Here is a 15,430-nt window from a genome sequence, read left to right as displayed (position 1 = left end):
GTGGCAAAGTCGTTGCTCGCGCAACTATTAATTATTCATTATTAACTATTATTGCCCTTTCAGGCGTTCCGGAATGAAACCGGAACTCATCATCCGGCGATTCAATCAGTTCCTGCTCTACCGCCTTGAAGAAATCCACCCGTTCAGCGATCGGCCCCTGCGCATATTGCTCGGCCAGTTTCAGGTAATCCTCAAAATGGCGCGACTCACTTTTCAGCAAATAGCGGTAATAACGCCCCAGCTCCTCATCCACATGGGGCGCCAGTGCGGCGAAACGCTCACAGCTGCGTGCCTCGATTAACGCCCCCACAATCATGGTATCCACCAGGCGCCCAGGTTCAGAGGTGCGTATATGCTGACGCATCCCCTTGGCATAGCGGGCTGGAGTCATGTGGTCGTAGGTCACGTCGCGCTGGCGCATCAGCTGCACCACCTGTTCAAAATGCAGCAGCTCCTCGCGGGCCAGCTGGCTCAGCGTATCCAGTAGCTCGGGACGGTCCACATAACGAAACATCAGGTTGATCGCTGTGCTGGCCGCTTTCTTTTCGCAGTGGGCATGGTCAATCAGCAGGATATCCGGGTGCTGCAATGCCCAGTCGACCCAGGCAGGCGGCGTCGCACAGGGGAGAAAATCGCGGATATGAGAAATGTCGTGCATGGGGATCTCGCTGGCTCAAGGTAACCCATCCGCAGACAGGCGCCGGCATTATAGCGTTTTTGTGCGCAATCTCATCCGCACGGCTGGTGCTCGCCGGTCGCGCCCGTATACTGTCGCGCCATGGGCAGAAAAACACATCCACGCGTACAGCGAGCAAAAGGTCAGGCAGCCATCATCGCATTGCGACTGCTGGGCGCCCTGCCCTTTGCCATCAACCGGGCACTGGCCACCGCCGTTGGCACCTTGCTGGCCTGGTTGCCGACTCAGGCACTAAAAGTCAGCAAGACCAACCTGGCGCTTTGCTACCCCGCTCTCTCTGCGGAAGAACAGACCCGGCTGGCCCGCAAATCCCTGCTGGAAAGCGTCAAGAACACCTTTGAAATTGCACTGTTCTGGCGACAGCCTGCTGAGGGCCTGAAGCGGGTGGTGGCCGTTGACGGTGATACCCCATTACGCCAGGCCGTGCAGGATGGCAGACCCATCATGATTCTGGCGCCGCACCTGGGCTGCTGGGAAGTCCTTAACTTCTGGCTGGCCACCGAATTTGGCTTGCATGCCATGTTTGCCCCCTCCGGCCTGCCGGAAGTCGATGACCTGGTACGCAGTGGCCGGGAGCACTTTGGCTCCACCATGTATCCGACCACCGCCCGTGGCGTGGCCGGATTGGTCAGGGCCATGAAAAAAGGTGCCCTGACCGCCATCCTCCCGGATCAGGTCCCCGACCGCCGCAGCGGGCGGCATGTGCCTTTTTATGGGCAATCGGCCTACACCGGTACGCTCGCCTGCAAATTGATTCGCCAGACACAGGCCGTCACGTTTATGGCCTGGGCCCGTCGTCTGCCCGGCACCCAGGGCTACGAAATTCGGGTGCGCCCGGCGGACGACAGCGTGGCCGATGACGATCTGGATACCGCCCTCACGGCCATGAACCACTCCATTGAAAACCTGATCGACGAATCCCCCAGCCAGTACCTGTGGAGCTACAAGCGCTTCCGTCGCCCACCGCCCGGGGTCGACACGCCATACTAGCCCTCGGTTTCAGTACCTTACGTTTTCAGTGTCTTACGCTTTCAGTGATTGTGAGTATTCATACCATGAATGGCTGCAACACCCGTTTGGCTTAACAATTGATGCCCATTCCGCTATACTCCGCGCGCAATTCCAACCCCCAGTAACACCCTAAAAGACTGATTTCCAAAAGAAATTAGCCAAGACGACGATGAGGGAAACGCTGTGCTAGAAGCCTATCGCAAACATGTAGAAGAGCGCGCCGCTGAAGGTGTACCGCCGAAGCCGCTTACCGAACAGCAGGTTGCCGACCTGGTAGAACTGCTGAAGACCCCGCCGGCTGGCGAAGAAGAATTTATCCAGGACCTGTTCGTCAACCGCGTTCCGCCCGGTGTGGACCAGGCCGCTTATGTAAAGGCCGCTTTCCTGACCGCAATTGTGAAAGGCGAAGCCAGCTCCCCTCTGATCGACAAGAAGCGCGCTGTCCAGCTGCTGGGCACCATGCAGGGTGGCTACAACGTGGCCCCGCTGATCGAAGCTCTGGACGATGCCGAGCTGGTTGACGAAGCCGCCGAACAACTCAAGCACACCCTGCTGGTTTTCGATGCATTCCACGACGTGGAAGACAAAATGAAAGCCGGCAATGCCAAAGCCAAGGAAGTCATTGAATCCTGGGCCGAAGGCGAATGGTTCACCAAGCGTGCCGATCTGGCCGAAAAAATGACCTTGTCTGTATTCAAGGTTACCGGTGAAACCAACACTGATGACCTGTCTCCTGCACAGGACGCCTGGAGCCGCCCGGATATCCCGCTACACGGCAACGCCATGCTGAAAAATGCGCGCGAAGGTATCACCCCGGAAAAAGACGGTGAAATCGGCCCGCTGAGCCAGATGGACGAGCTGAAGAAAAAAGGCCATCCGGTTGCCTACGTGGGCGACGTTGTGGGTACCGGTTCTTCCCGTAAATCGGCTACCAACTCCGTACTGTGGCACTTCGGTGACGACATTCCGTTCGTACCGAACAAGCGCGCCGGCGGCGTCTGCATCGGCGGCAAGATCGCTCCGATCTTCTTCAACACCATGGAAGATTCCGGCGCCCTGCCTTTCGAGTGTGACGTGGAAAAAATGAACACCGGTGACGTGATCGACGTTTACCCGTTCGCAGGCAAGGTAGAAAAAGACGGTGAAGTCATCGCCGAATTCGACCTGCGCTCCCAGGTTCTGCTGGACGAAGTGCGCGCCGGCGGCCGTATCAACCTGATCATCGGTCGCGGCCTGACCACCAAGGCTCGCGAAGCGCTGGGTCTGGCACCGTCCGAATTGTTCCGCAAGCCGGAACAGCCGGGTGATTCCGACAAGGGCTTCACTCTGGCCCAGAAAATGGTCGGCAAGGCCTGTGGCATGGACGGTGTTCGCCCCGGCATGTACTGCGAGCCGAAGATGACCACCGTGGGCTCCCAGGACACCACTGGCCCGATGACCCGTGACGAGCTGAAAGATCTGGCTTGCCTGGGCTTCCAGGCCGACCTGGTGATGCAGTCTTTCTGTCACACCGCCGCTTACCCCAAGCCGGTTGACGTGGAAACCCAGCACACCCTGCCCGACTTCATCATGAACCGTGGCGGTGTTTCCCTGCGTCCGGGCGACGGCATCATCCACTCCTGGCTGAACCGTATGCTGCTGCCGGATACCGTTGGTACCGGTGGTGACTCCCACACCCGTTTCCCCATGGGCATCTCCTTCCCGGCCGGCTCTGGTCTGGTTGCGTTCGCTGCTGCCACCGGCGTTATGCCGCTGGACATGCCGGAATCGGTTCTGGTTCGCTTCAAGGGTAAACGCCAGCCGGGCATCACCCTGCGTGACCTGGTCCATGCCATCCCCATGCAGGCTATCAAAGACGGCCACCTGACCGTTGCCAAAGCGGGCAAGGTCAACGTCTTCTCCGGTCGCGTACTGGAAATTGAAGGCCTGGATGACCTGACCGTTGAACAGGCATTCGAGCTGTCTGACGCGTCCGCCGAGCGTTCCGCTGCGGGCTGTACCATCACCCTGTCCGAAGACAGCGTGACCGAGTACCTGAAGTCCAACATCACCATGCTCAAATGGATGATTGCCAACGGTTACGGCGATGCCCGTACCATTGAGCGTCGCATCAACGGCATGGAAGAGTGGCTGGCCAACCCGAGCCTGATGCGTGCCGACGCTGATGCCGAGTACCACACTGTCATCGAAATCGACATGGACCAGATCAACGAGCCGGTACTGTGCTGCCCGAACGACCCGGACGATGCCAAGACCCTGTCCGACGTGGCTGGCGCCAAGATCGACGAAGTGTTCATCGGTTCCTGCATGACCAACATCGGTCACTTCCGTGCTGCGGGCAAGCTGCTGCAGAAAGTGGAAAGCGGCACCATGCCGACCCGTCTGTGGATCGCTCCGCCGACCAAGATGGATCAGCACCAGCTCACCGAAGAAGGCTACTACAACATCTTCGGCAGCGCCGGTGCGCGCACCGAGATGCCAGGCTGCTCCCTGTGCATGGGTAACCAGGCTCGCATCGCGCCAAAGTCCACTGCTGTATCCACCTCCACCCGTAACTTCCCGAACCGTCTGGGTCAGGGTGCGGATGTGTACCTGGCATCGGCTGAGCTGGCGTCTGTGGCGTCCATCCTCGGCAAGCTGCCGAGCAAGGAAGAGTACATGGAGTATGCGAACACCATCGACTCCATGTCCTCCGAAATCTACCGCTACCTGAACTTCGACCAGATGGCCGAATACCAGGAAGTGGCAGACACCGTGAAGATCCCGGTTGCCCAGTCTGTCTAAGGCTCGGTAATTGCTTCACCAAAAAGCCCCGCATTTGCGGGGCTTTTTTTTGGTTCATCGCAGGTCAAGTATAAACGATACGCTGGCGACCGCTTACTGGATTAAATCGTGAGTTTACCCCCACCTTCGCTTATCACTCGATGGATCACCTTAAGTCTGGCTGGACGCAAGAAATTGCCAGACTCGCGCGGCGGGTTCCGACAGGGGATGCGAACGCAGACGGTACATACTTGGCTGCGCATCGACCCCGGCATCCAGCGGCAATACACACAAAGCCCCGGACGCCACATCGCCCGCGATCATGGAATCCGGTGCCAGGGTCAGGGCCTTTCCTTCCCGGCAAAGCGCCAGACACGAACTGATCGTGTCCAGCTGGTAATCCGGGCCTCCCCGTTCATTCATTAACGCCGTCAGCCAGGTTGCCGTTTCCCGGCGGTAGTTTCGTGACACTCTCGGCAGCGCCCAACGCTGCTCAAAAGCCAGCGTCTTCAACGCTTGCTCATCACTCCCTGCGACGGCACTCGCCGCCATGATCTTCGGTGACGCCACTACCCGTAATGGCAGTGCCAATAAAGGGTGCGTAACCAGATCATCCTGATCAGGTAATCGCTGCCGTAAACGCAGGTCGTAGACCATGAAATCATGCCGGTAGGCATACAGCCCTTTTTGCAGGGTATGGAATTCCCCCACCTGAATATCAAGCCGCTGGCCCTGCGCCAGCACATTCGGCCCGGATAGCATCTGCATAAGAATATCGGGAACAAAAGGGCCACAACCGATACTGATTACCCCGGCCTTGCCCTCGCGATGCCGACCCACCATACGATCCAGGCCCGCACTCTCCTGCAGGATCCGGTTTGCCTGCCGGTAAAGCGATTGTGCAAAGTCAGTCGGCCGCAGATGGTGCGTGTCGCGCTGAAACAACACCAGCCCAACCGCGTCCTCCAGCCGCTGCATGCTACGGCTCAACGCCGGTTGCGACAGCCCCAGTTGCCGGGCCGCCGCCGATACACTGCCCTGCTCATAGATCGCCACGAAATGGCGGAGCTGCTGCAATTGCCACATGGCATTACCTTTACGCATGGATATATAAACCATGCTTATAGCAAAGCCGGCCATACTCTGTCCACGCTGCCCTGTTCGGGTTACCACGGGAGAGACAGATGACAAAAATAAATCGCCGTACAGCACTGAAACAACTTGGCCTTGGCGCCACTGCCCTGGCCGTTGCCAACCCGGTTAAAGGCGCTCCAGGCTTGCGAAAGAACCGGCGCCCCAATGTGCTGTTGCTGGTTTCCGATCAGGAACGCTCAGGCCTGGACCTGCCGGGCTCCCTGGATCTTCCCGGCCACGAGAGGCTGCGTCGGCAAGGCACCAGCTTCAACCATTATCACGTCAACACCTCACCGTGCTCCCCCTCACGCTCGGTCATGTACACCGGCCAGCACACCATGCACACCCACATGACAGCCAATCTCCATGCGCCCCCTTTTCCCGCACTCAACGACAAGCTGAAAACCCTGGGGCATCATTTTCGCGATCAGGGCTACTACACGGCCTACAAGGGGAAATGGCACCTGTCAGATATCGAGGATGGCCCCGGCCTGCTGTACGGCAATTACCCAAGCAGAAACCGTGCACTGGAAAAGCACGGCTTCAGTGACTACAACCTCACCGGCGATGTTCACGGCAGTGTCTGGCAGGGTTACATTGCCGACAGAATGGTCACCGCAGAGGCCTGCCGTTGGCTCATGGGTAAAGGTCAGACAGAAGAAAAACCCTGGTTCCTGGCGGTCAATTTCGTCAATCCCCATGACATCATGTTTTTCTCTACCGGCGAAAAACAATCACGCTCACGCACCAATCCGCAGTTCATGGCACCGCTTCGTCCGGCACCCCATGATCCGGTGTACGCAAAAGACTGGTCCCACATTTCTCTTCCTGCGTCTTTTCGGGCGTCACTGGACAACAAGCCCTGGTGCCAACAGGCCTACGCCAAACTGATAGACAGCGTTTATGGTCACATCGACAAAGATAACGAAGCCGCCTGGCTGGCCAACCAGAGTTACTACTTCAATTGCCTGCGAGACGTGTCGCGACAGGTGGACCAGGTGCTGCAGGCCCTGGAGGAAAGCGGGCAGGCGGATAACACCATCATTGTCTACACCGCCGACCATGGTGAAATGGCCGGAGCCCATGGCCTTCGCCAGAAAGGGCCCTTCGCCTACAAGGAGAACAGCCGGGTACCACTGATCATCAGCCACCCGGACGCGCGCCAACAACGCGACGTGGACAATATCGGCTCTTCCGTCGACCTGGTTCCCACGCTGCTAAGCCTGGCAACCGAGGGCAAGGCCGACACGCAAACCCCCGGCACCGACTTGTCAACGGCACTCGATGGGCGCCCCTCAGACAGGGACAGCAAAGGCCATTTGTTCGCGTATGGAGTGACGCTCTACACCGACCCGGAGATCACCCAAGCCCTGGTTGAAAAAGGCGACGAGATCACCCCCATGCGACTGATGACAGAAGCCTTTAGCCAATTGAAGCTGGGCCCCGCACTGAACAATCGGGGCCTGCATCGCGGCTGTTTCGACGGGCGCTATAAATTCGTCCGCTACTTCAGCCCCGACAGCCATCACCGCCCGGCAGGCTGGGCGACGTTGACGCAGAACAACGATCTGGAACTGTATGACACTCACAACGACCCGGATGAACTGGACAATCTGGCCGCAACGCCGGACCCGCACAAAGCGTTACTGCTGAGCATGAATGAAAAAACCAATGCGCTGATTGACCATGAAATTGGCAAGGACAACGGCGGAGAGTTTCCCGGGCCCACCTTCCTCTATCAGCTATAGCCCTTTTTCGGGCTGGCAGCCGGCTGGCGCCTTGGGAAGTAACGCCGGCTGCCGCCCACCTTATCCAGCTCATCAATCACGTTCGGTCATGACGCATCATTGCGGGCCTGGCGTTTCTTGGTCACCGCCGTGGGTATCGCCTGCAAAGGATCTTCCGGCCAGGGATGCTTGGGATAACGCCCGCGAAGATCTTTACGCACGGCCGCATAGTTCTCTGCCCAGAACCGCGCCAGATTATCGGTAATGGCTGCCGGTCGCCCTGCCGGGGTCAACAGGTGAGCGGTGATTGCCAGCGCCCCACCGGCCAGGGGCGGCAACGCCTGCAAACCGAACAGTTCCTGCAGCTTGGCCGCCAACACCACATGCTCGCCGGTGTAATCCAGACGCACACTGCGGCCGGTGGGAATCGTCACCGTTTCCGGCATCCACTGTTTCAAGTGACGCTGCTGGTCTACCGATAACAGGCTCGACAGCGCAGCCCCCAGAGGCAATTTCTTCAGATCCGCCACACTGCGCATGCCGGCAAGATAAGGCGCCAGCCACTGTTCCAGGCAGGCCATCAGCCCCGCATCACTCACATCCGGCCAGCCCGCGTCTGGCTGTATCGCAGATAAACGCTGAATGCGCGCTTGCCACTGACGCCAATGCGCCTCCCAGGGAAGCACCGCAAGGCCCAGGCTGCGGATACCGGCCAGCAGCCCGGCTATCTGTTGCTCACTGTCCAGGGACTCCAGTGTCTGGCTTTGCAGCACCAGATTCCCCAGCACTCTTTCACGCCGCCCGGTGACCCGCTGCTTTTCGGTGTCCCAACCAATATGTTCCCGCCAACGGCCGTGTTGCTCCAGAACAGATTCAATCTCTTGATCGGTCAGCGGCCAGGCGAGACGAATACGGGCGTCCCTCGGCTGTCCATCCGTATCCATGACCAGCAACCATTCCGTTCCCTGCAGGCTATCGTTGTCATGCAGGAACAGGCCCGGGCCATCGGCCATTTGGTAACGCCCCTGACTACCACTACGCCGCCGGCTTATCTGCAGCGCAAACACTGACGCCAACAAGCCCCCCATGCCATCGCGCCAGCCTTGCGATGCCTGGTCGTTCCCGGCGTTAAGGCGCTTCGCCTCGGCAAGTACCGTAGCGAAGCGTTGCGGATGATTCTCCAGCGCCTCCAGGCGCCGCCGTAAATCCACCCCCTCGCTGGCAAGGATATCCCGCTCGGACAGCACCGCGACAAGCCGGGCCGCCGGCTCAGCGAGCCCGGCCTCTTTGGCAGCAATCAACAAAAGGGCAAGGGATGGATCCACCGGGAGACGGGCAATGGCCTCGCCCCGAGACGTCAGCGACGCGCTTTGATCCAGCGCACCACCCCGCTGCAGGCGCTCCACCGCACTGTGCCAGGCGGCCTGCGGTGGCGCGTCAAGCCATGGCATCTGTTGCGGCTCGCGGCAACCCCAGCGAGCCAGATCCAGCACTAGCCGGTCGAGCCCCACGCGCTGAATTTCCGGTAATTGATAACGCGCCAGCACGTCCGCTTCGCCCCACAAGCGCAGGCTATGGCCTGGGCCCAGGCGCCCTGCCCGGCCGCTACGTTGCCGGGCGTTGGCCTCACTGATGCGGCAGGTCACCAACCGGGTACGGTGCCGGGCAGCATCATAGACCGGCTCGCGGGCAAAACCGCTGTCGACCACGTGAGTTACCCCTTCGATGGTCAGGCTGGTTTCTGCCACATTGGTCGTCAACACGATCAGCTGCGGCTCACTGGCTGCCAGCGCAATCACTCTCTGCTGCTTGTCCAGAGACAAGCCGCCATGCAGCGTGACCACTGGCACCGGGCAGCTCCGCTGATTCAACTGGCTGGCAACACGACGCATATCGCTCTGCCCGGGCAGGAAGACCAGCATCACCCCGGCGTCGCCTATCAGGCTCATCACCTGTTCCGCGCAATGGTTGCGCCAGTCCTGGCGGGCGGGCACCGGCGCATAAGCAACGGACACCGGGTAGCTCTGCCCTTCGCTACGCACCACCGGCGCCTGCAGAAGGGTTTCCAGCGGGCCGCAGTCCAATGTGGCGGACATCACCAGCAGGCCGAGGTCGGGACGAAAAGCCTCACTCGCTTCCAGAATCAGGGCCAGGCCAAGGTCCGCGTTCAGCGAGCGTTCATGGAATTCATCAAAAATCACCAGGCTCACTCCGGGGAGTTCCGGATCGTTGAGCAACATGCGGGTCAGCACGCCTTCGGTCACCACTTCCAGGCGCGTCCGGGCACTCACCCGGGTATCAGTACGGGTGCGGTAGCCTACCGACTGCCCCACGGCTTCTCCCCGTTGCGAGGCCATAAACGTGGCCACCGACCGGGCCGCCACACGGCGTGGCTCCAGCATCAGGATTTTCCCGCGCTGCCCCCACTCACTGTCCAGCAGCGCCAGAGGTACACGGGTGGACTTCCCCGCCCCCGGTGGCGCCTCAAGAATGGCACGCCCGTGCGCCTTTAACGCCTGTAACAGCGGGTTAATCGCCTGATCTACCGGGAAATCTGTTGCCATTCGTTACGTCCGTCGCCGTTTCGCCGTGACCACCGTCACGCTGCCACTTTTCATCACGCTGTAATGCTCGTGACGAGCAAAACCTATGCTATATTCTGCCCATATAGCTAATAATTAATAACTACATCAGATAGTGATTTATGCTGAATGATTTGGGGATCCCTGAGCATCTAATCTGGAAACTGGACCAGTTTGACAACCACAAGCGGGCAGTCAATTTTATCAAGCAGTTCCAGGAAACGCTGTGCGTTTACAGTGCGCCCGTGCAGCAGCTCTATACCAACTACGACATCTCGTTGCCCGATGACGATGATCGCTCGATGATAATTTTGCCTAATCCCTACGCGTACCACGATACCTTCAACAGTATCGGCGACCACAGTGTGCATGCCAGCGGCATGTACATCGTACCCGGCGATCTGTTCGGTAAGGAGGGGTTGTTTCTGACCTTGCGCCTGCTCAAGTACGGCAAGCGTGTTATCAAGCCAGTGCCGCTGAAAGTGGGTTTGTGGGCGCTGATGAAAAAAGAAACGAAGGAAGTTCCCTTTCTACCGGTTATCACCAAAGGCGACCTGCGGGCTTTTCGCAAGGATTTCCCCTGCCTGCACCTGCATCGCATTCAACCGTCCAAGCTGGTGGACCGCTCCCCCATGGAGATCAAGGCAATCCAGAAAGTGATTCGCGACAAGCTGAAAGTGTATATGTGAGGGAGATGCGACACGCTACACGCTTACACGCAACACGGCTTCCGGCTTGTTGCGTGAAGCGTGCAGCATCTCTTAATCCGCGCTTTCCCAGCAATACTCCAGCGCCTGAATGTAATACTCCAGCCCACGCTGGGCCGCCTTGAAGGCGCGGTCACGGCTTTCCTGCTCTACACAGAGCAACTTCACCAACTCCATGGCCTCATGGGGGTGATCGTCGTCATAAGAGGCATGAGCTCTCAGCCAGGCCATGGAATGACGGTTAATCGTGACGACCCCGTCTTCCTGATACGCCTTCATGCCCTTGACCACACTCTGGCTCCACTCGCCCGTGGCCCACTCAATGGCCAGATTGGTCGCCGCGATCCCTTCTTCCAGGCTACCTTGCCGGCCCATGGTCCAGAGAAAATTATTCACCGCATCCATCGCCGCGGGAGGCTCAACAAATTCCAGATCTTCCAGTGTCAGGCCGAATCCCATGGCCCAGTCCTGATACCAGTAGGCATGGCGCTGTTCAATCTTGATGTTGCCGATCAACCAGTTCTTGGCCTGCTCGTGGCCCGGGAAGCGGCCAGGCCGGGTTTTCGCCAGGTTCAACCCCATGTACTTGGGGAAGTTTTCCACCAGCGGGTAGAAATTCAATAACGCACAACGGAAACGCGGCAGGCTCAGCTGGCCACTGGCCATCTCCGCGAATACCGGGTGGTTGACGACCTTGTTCTTGAGGGGCACCAGATCATCCCAGAACTGCTGGGCCCAGGGGGTGTGTTCTGTCAGCTCTAACGCTTTCTTGTAATTTGCGGCACGCATTCGTCGTTCTCCATAACAACCCAAAGCAAATCAATGCAGCGAACACCAGCGTACCCGCCTCCCGGCTAGCACACTAGTCCAATAATTTGTATAAGCGATTTCGCAGGCCACGTAAATGACGCATTTGCTGTTTACTGGCTTTTTGTCGTGGATCGTACAGAGCACGCTGGTAGTAACGGGCCCAGTCACGGGCCGGGCTGGCGGCCCGGGGCCAGCGCCCTGCAATGGCCTCAGCCAACTGTGAAGGGGTCACCCCCGGGGACAACGCCAACCCGCAGCCCTGCACACGCTGATGTAACCGCCAGAATTCCTTCTCCATGGGCGACTGGCTATGGACCGGGGTGCGCCAGAACAAATACAAGCCATACAGCCCCAGCAGCAATGCCACAGACACCATCAGGGTTACCGCTACACGCAGCGGTGTCACCTGGCCCAGCAGCTTGCTCAGCACGGACAACTGCAGCTGGCTGTCATAACCCAACACCCAGGTCTGCCAGCGGAAATCCACATAATCCGCCCACTCACGCATGACCCCCAACAGACCACTACCAGCAAAGCCATCGAGTTGAATACCTCCAAGCGCATCCCCGGAGTCGCCCTCTTCAAGGGCAGCCCGCAACCCGCGTTCCACGCGCTCAGGCGCCACTGCACCGGTGGGGTCCACCCGCACCCAGCCCTGTCCCTCAAGCCACACCTCACTCCAGGCATGGGCGTCGTATTGGCGCACCAGCAAGTGGGAACCCAGACTGTTCTGTTCGCCCCCCTGATAGCCCACCACCACCCGGGCAGGGATTCCGGCAGCGCGCATCAGGAAGGTAAAGCTGGAGGCATAATGCTCGCAGAACCCCTTGCGCGAACGGAACAGGAAATCGTCAATGGGGTCGGCCACCAGTTTGGGCGGTCGCAGCGTGTAATGGAAAGGCTGTTGGCGAAAATACCTCAGCGCCTGCTGCACCACTGCCGCATCCGACTGGCTCTCCAGGCGCCACTGCTGGGCGAGACCACGGGCACGCCGGCCGCTCTCGTCAGGAATCGACAGCATCAGCGCTTTCTCTTCTGCAGCCAATGGCAGCCGCCGGGTTGCCGCCGGCACACTGACCACCTGATAGCTCTGTCGTTGGCTCACCGGGTTGTTCGCCACCAGCCGCATGTCCCGGGCCAGGCTGACGCCTCCCTCACTGACAAAGGGTACCGGCATGGCAAACAACCAACGCCGCTGAGTGGGCTCGACAATGACCTGATACGCATAGCTGGTGCCGTCACTCCGCCCGGCCGTCAAGGCATCGACCCAGTCCGGTGCCGGCCCACGACCGCTGTACAGGTAGTTAGCCTCATCCATGCCACGGGGAATCGCCTGCTGCCAGGCCCGGCCATCAAAATGGCTCAATGTCAGGCCGCGCCAGTAGCGTTCTGCCGGCGGCGGCATATCGCCGTCAAAAGCGACACGGAACGCCAGCGCGGACGACTCTGACAGTTCGCTGATCTGTCCCGGGGCCATGCTGTCCGTCATCCCGGTGCGGGCTTTTCCGTTGCCCACCTGCATGTTCCATAGCGGCGCCACCCGAGGCACCAGCACAAACAGAATCAGCATCAAGGGGACCGCCTGGGCCATAATGATGCCGGCGCGTTTAAGGTGCTGCATGCCGCTGGCACGGGTGTCGCTATGGTTGATACCCGCCAGGCAGGCGGTGAGCAGCACCATGCACAGCAGCACATACAAGAACATCAACGGACTTTGCGAGAACAGCAACGAGGTCGCGCAAACAAAGAAGCCCAGCACCAGCAAGACGTAGGCATCACGCTGACTGACCACTTCCAGATACTTGAGCCCGAACAGCGACACCAACAGCGCCACCCCCGCTTCCGGACCGTACAGGCGACCGAAGCTGTAAAAGGTGAGCGCCACCGCCCCCATCAGCAACAGGCTGCGGATAATACGCCCGGGCAGCGCCATCCGCTGGCGGTTGACCAGGGCACGGATCGCGATCACCAACGCAAACAGACCACCCTGCCAAAGCGGGCCTTTGAGTAGCTGAGGCAGCGCACAGAACGTTACCGCAAGCGTCAGCCAAAGCCGGGTATGGGAAGGAACCTGGTAAATACGCGCCATCAGAACTCCGGGTAACAGGCCAGCGCATCCAGCAAGCGCCAGCGATGCACATCACCGGTATCCGGCGCCAATGTCAGGCCCGGCAACACCAACCCATAGGGCTGGTGTTGCCGATCCAGCTCCAGCACCCAGTGACACAGAATGGAAAGCCGTTGTTCATCACCCAACCCTTCCAGCTTGTCCCAGCGCAGCCAGAGCCGTCCGCCCACAGGCTCTTCGAACAGCTTGGTATTCAGGCCGCGACCACGGGCATACCCTTTCCAGTCGATTTTGCGCAAGGAGTCGCCCGGCACATACCGGCGCAGCCCCTGAAACTCTTCGTTGCCGGACTGGCCACTGCTGAATGCCCGCTGGTTATTTTTGCCACCATCGGCAGGGCAATCTTCACTTTCCTGCGGACGCGGCCAGGCCAGGCAATAATGATCGAGCGTCGCGTAGGACCAGGTACGCAGCAAGCCAAGAGGAAAACGGCTTTCCACTTTCAGTCGTGGTGCCGGGATTTTGCCCCTTCTGGCCAACGACAGATTCAGCCACAGGCTCTCCTCCTCGCCCGCCAGGACACTCACCTGTTGTGCGTCCTGCCCTGGCCAGCGCAACCAGATACAATGATGAGCACGCTGTTCAGCAAACAGCACCACTTCCAGTGCCCCTTCTTCGCCACTGAAGCCGGATTCCGCCGTGCCATTGCGCAGACCCAGGGCAGATAAATTGCGAAACGTATGCAGGATGGCCACCAGAAACAGACTCGCCATCAGAAAAGACAGGGCCAGAATCAGGTTGTTTTCATAATTGATGCCACCGATAAACAGCAGCGCGGCCACTAACAGATAGAAAAACCCGTAGCCGGTAGGAAAAATAAAAATACGTTTCTGGTCGAGAACGATCTGACTGGCTGCCGGCAGACGGCGTGCCAACCATCGCTCGTACAGCCGGCGCGGTCCTTGAGGAAGCCTCACGATGCCGCCCTAGCGCCGTACCACAGGCACGGACTGGAGCAATGATTGGCTAATGGCAGCCACGCTGCCCCCTTGCCGAGCACTCAGGCGATGCTCTGCCACCGAGGCCCAGACCGCCTGCACGTCTTCTGGCAGCACATAGTCCCGGCCGGTAATCAGCGCCCAGGCCCGTGCGGCACGTAACAGCCCCAAGCCAGCACGGGGTGACAGCCCCGCCACAAAGCGGTCATCTGAGCGCGTAGCGTCAAGCAGTCGCTGTACATAGTCGAGCAGTTCGCGGGTCACCCGGATTTTGCCCACTACCTGGGCCAGCTTCATCAGCCCTTCACCATTGATTACCGCTTTCAACTCGCGCACCTGCTGGCGCAAATCACCGCCGGCGAGCAGTTCCAGCTCCACATCCGGAGCCGGATAGCCCAGGGATATACGCATCAGAAAACGGTCCAGCTGGGATTCCGGCAGCACGAAAGTGCCGGCCTGGTCCACCGGGTTCTGGGTCGCCACCACAAAAAACGGCGCGGGTAATGGCCGGGTCACCCCATCCAGCGTGACCTGCCGCTCTTCCATGGCTTCCAGCAAGGCGCTCTGGGTTTTCGGCGTGGCACGATTGATTTCATCAGCCAGCAGCAGTTGAGTGAATACCGGACCTTCGCGGAGGGAGAATTGCTGAGTGTTGGGGTCGAATACGGACACACCCAGGATATCCGCCGGCAGCATATCGCTGGTGAACTGCACCCGCCGGTAATCCAGCTGGAACACCCGGGCCAGCGCATGGGCCAGGGTGGTTTTACCCATGCCCGGCAGGTCTTCGATCAGCAGGTGGCCGTTGGCCAACATACAGGTCAGCGCCAGTTTCAGTTGTTCTTCTTTGCCCAGTACAACTCGCCCTACCTGGGCCAGGGCTTTATCCAGTGCCTGCATGCGTCCCCTTTATGCATTCATTGCCAATACGGA

11 protein-coding genes are annotated in these 15,430 nt (G+C 59.5%); 4 read left to right on the top strand and 7 right to left on the bottom strand.

Annotated features, from left to right (window positions below):
- Window positions 1-31 precede the first annotated feature (31 nt).
- A complete protein-coding gene (locus F1529_RS12720) occupies window positions 32-658 on the bottom strand; it encodes a tRNA-(ms[2]io[6]A)-hydroxylase (protein WP_155135243.1) in 627 nt (208 codons plus the stop codon).
- Between the two features lie 120 nt (window positions 659-778).
- On the opposite strand from F1529_RS12720, the gene F1529_RS12715 reads away from it, so the two are divergent.
- Together F1529_RS12715 and acnB are read left to right on the top strand one after the other, a co-directional pair.
- On the top strand, window positions 779-1,687 hold the full coding sequence (locus F1529_RS12715; protein ID WP_155135241.1) for a lysophospholipid acyltransferase family protein: 909 nt from the start codon (window positions 779-781) through the stop codon (window positions 1,685-1,687).
- A gap of 204 nt (window positions 1,688-1,891) precedes the next feature.
- Window positions 1,892-4,492, top strand: coding sequence for a bifunctional aconitate hydratase 2/2-methylisocitrate dehydratase (acnB, locus tag F1529_RS12710; RefSeq protein ID WP_007149196.1), 2,601 nt, complete (start codon window positions 1,892-1,894; stop codon window positions 4,490-4,492).
- A gap of 150 nt (window positions 4,493-4,642) precedes the next feature.
- Here acnB and F1529_RS12705 read toward each other — a convergent pair whose 3' ends face one another.
- Window positions 4,643-5,575 (bottom strand): LysR family transcriptional regulator, encoded by a 933-nt coding sequence (locus F1529_RS12705; RefSeq protein ID WP_230457788.1) that lies wholly within the window; start codon window positions 5,573-5,575, stop codon window positions 4,643-4,645.
- A gap of 80 nt (window positions 5,576-5,655) precedes the next feature.
- Between F1529_RS12705 and F1529_RS12700 the strand changes: the two genes are divergently transcribed.
- Window positions 5,656-7,353, top strand: a complete 1,698-nt coding sequence (locus F1529_RS12700) for a sulfatase-like hydrolase/transferase (protein ID WP_155135237.1) — start codon at window positions 5,656-5,658, stop codon at window positions 7,351-7,353.
- 86 nt (window positions 7,354-7,439) lie between these two features.
- Here the strand turns inward: F1529_RS12700 and hrpB are convergent, their stop codons facing one another.
- Window positions 7,440-9,896: an ATP-dependent helicase HrpB gene (hrpB, locus tag F1529_RS12695; RefSeq protein ID WP_155135235.1), complete on the bottom strand. Its 2,457-nt coding sequence runs from the start codon at window positions 9,894-9,896 to the stop codon at window positions 7,440-7,442.
- A gap of 140 nt (window positions 9,897-10,036) precedes the next feature.
- Between hrpB and F1529_RS12690 the strand changes: the two genes are divergently transcribed.
- Window positions 10,037-10,603 carry a hypothetical protein gene (locus F1529_RS12690; RefSeq protein ID WP_007149727.1) on the top strand — a complete coding sequence of 189 codons (567 nt, stop codon included), beginning with the start codon at window positions 10,037-10,039 and terminating at the stop codon, window positions 10,601-10,603.
- Between the two features lie 72 nt (window positions 10,604-10,675).
- Here F1529_RS12690 and F1529_RS12685 read toward each other — a convergent pair whose 3' ends face one another.
- From F1529_RS12685 to F1529_RS12670, 4 genes are all read right to left on the bottom strand, one after another.
- Window positions 10,676-11,410 carry a TenA family transcriptional regulator gene (locus tag F1529_RS12685; protein ID WP_155135233.1) on the bottom strand — a complete coding sequence of 245 codons (735 nt, stop codon included), beginning with the start codon at window positions 11,408-11,410 and terminating at the stop codon, window positions 10,676-10,678.
- Between the two features lie 73 nt (window positions 11,411-11,483).
- Window positions 11,484-13,520 carry a DUF3488 and transglutaminase-like domain-containing protein gene (locus F1529_RS12680; protein WP_155135231.1) on the bottom strand — a complete coding sequence of 679 codons (2,037 nt, stop codon included), beginning with the start codon at window positions 13,518-13,520 and terminating at the stop codon, window positions 11,484-11,486.
- Entirely contained in the window at window positions 13,520-14,434 is a 915-nt protein-coding gene (locus F1529_RS12675) for a DUF58 domain-containing protein (protein ID WP_155135229.1), read from the bottom strand. Before F1529_RS12675 ends, F1529_RS12680 begins: the two co-directional genes overlap by 1 nt.
- A gap of 51 nt (window positions 14,435-14,485) precedes the next feature.
- The gene (locus F1529_RS12670; RefSeq protein WP_007150232.1) at window positions 14,486-15,397 is read right to left on the bottom strand and encodes a MoxR family ATPase; all 912 of its coding nucleotides are present in this window, start codon (window positions 15,395-15,397) and stop codon (window positions 14,486-14,488) included.
- Window positions 15,398-15,430: the final 33 nt, after the last annotated feature.

Source organism: Alcanivorax sp. VBW004, from assembly GCF_009718865.1.
GTDB lineage: Bacteria > Pseudomonadota > Gammaproteobacteria > Pseudomonadales > Alcanivoracaceae > Alcanivorax.
This window is presented reverse-complemented; position numbering and strand designations above follow the sequence as displayed.

Coding starts and splice junctions, on each gene's coding strand:
- F1529_RS12670 (WP_007150232.1), bottom strand. CDS start 15,397: ATGCAGGCACTGGATAAAGCCCTGGCCCAGGTAGGGCGAGTTGTACTG.
- F1529_RS12705 (WP_230457788.1), bottom strand. CDS start 5,575: ATGCGTAAAGGTAATGCCATGTGGCAATTGCAGCAGCTCCGCCATTTC.
- F1529_RS12680 (WP_155135231.1), bottom strand. CDS start 13,520: ATGGCGCGTATTTACCAGGTTCCTTCCCATACCCGGCTTTGGCTGACG.
- F1529_RS12685 (WP_155135233.1), bottom strand. CDS start 11,410: ATGCGTGCCGCAAATTACAAGAAAGCGTTAGAGCTGACAGAACACACC.
- F1529_RS12715 (WP_155135241.1), top strand. CDS start 779: ATGGGCAGAAAAACACATCCACGCGTACAGCGAGCAAAAGGTCAGGCA.
- F1529_RS12690 (WP_007149727.1), top strand. CDS start 10,037: ATGCTGAATGATTTGGGGATCCCTGAGCATCTAATCTGGAAACTGGAC.
- F1529_RS12720 (WP_155135243.1), bottom strand. CDS start 658: ATGCACGACATTTCTCATATCCGCGATTTTCTCCCCTGTGCGACGCCG.
- hrpB (WP_155135235.1), bottom strand. CDS start 9,896: ATGGCAACAGATTTCCCGGTAGATCAGGCGATTAACCCGCTGTTACAG.
- F1529_RS12700 (WP_155135237.1), top strand. CDS start 5,656: ATGACAAAAATAAATCGCCGTACAGCACTGAAACAACTTGGCCTTGGC.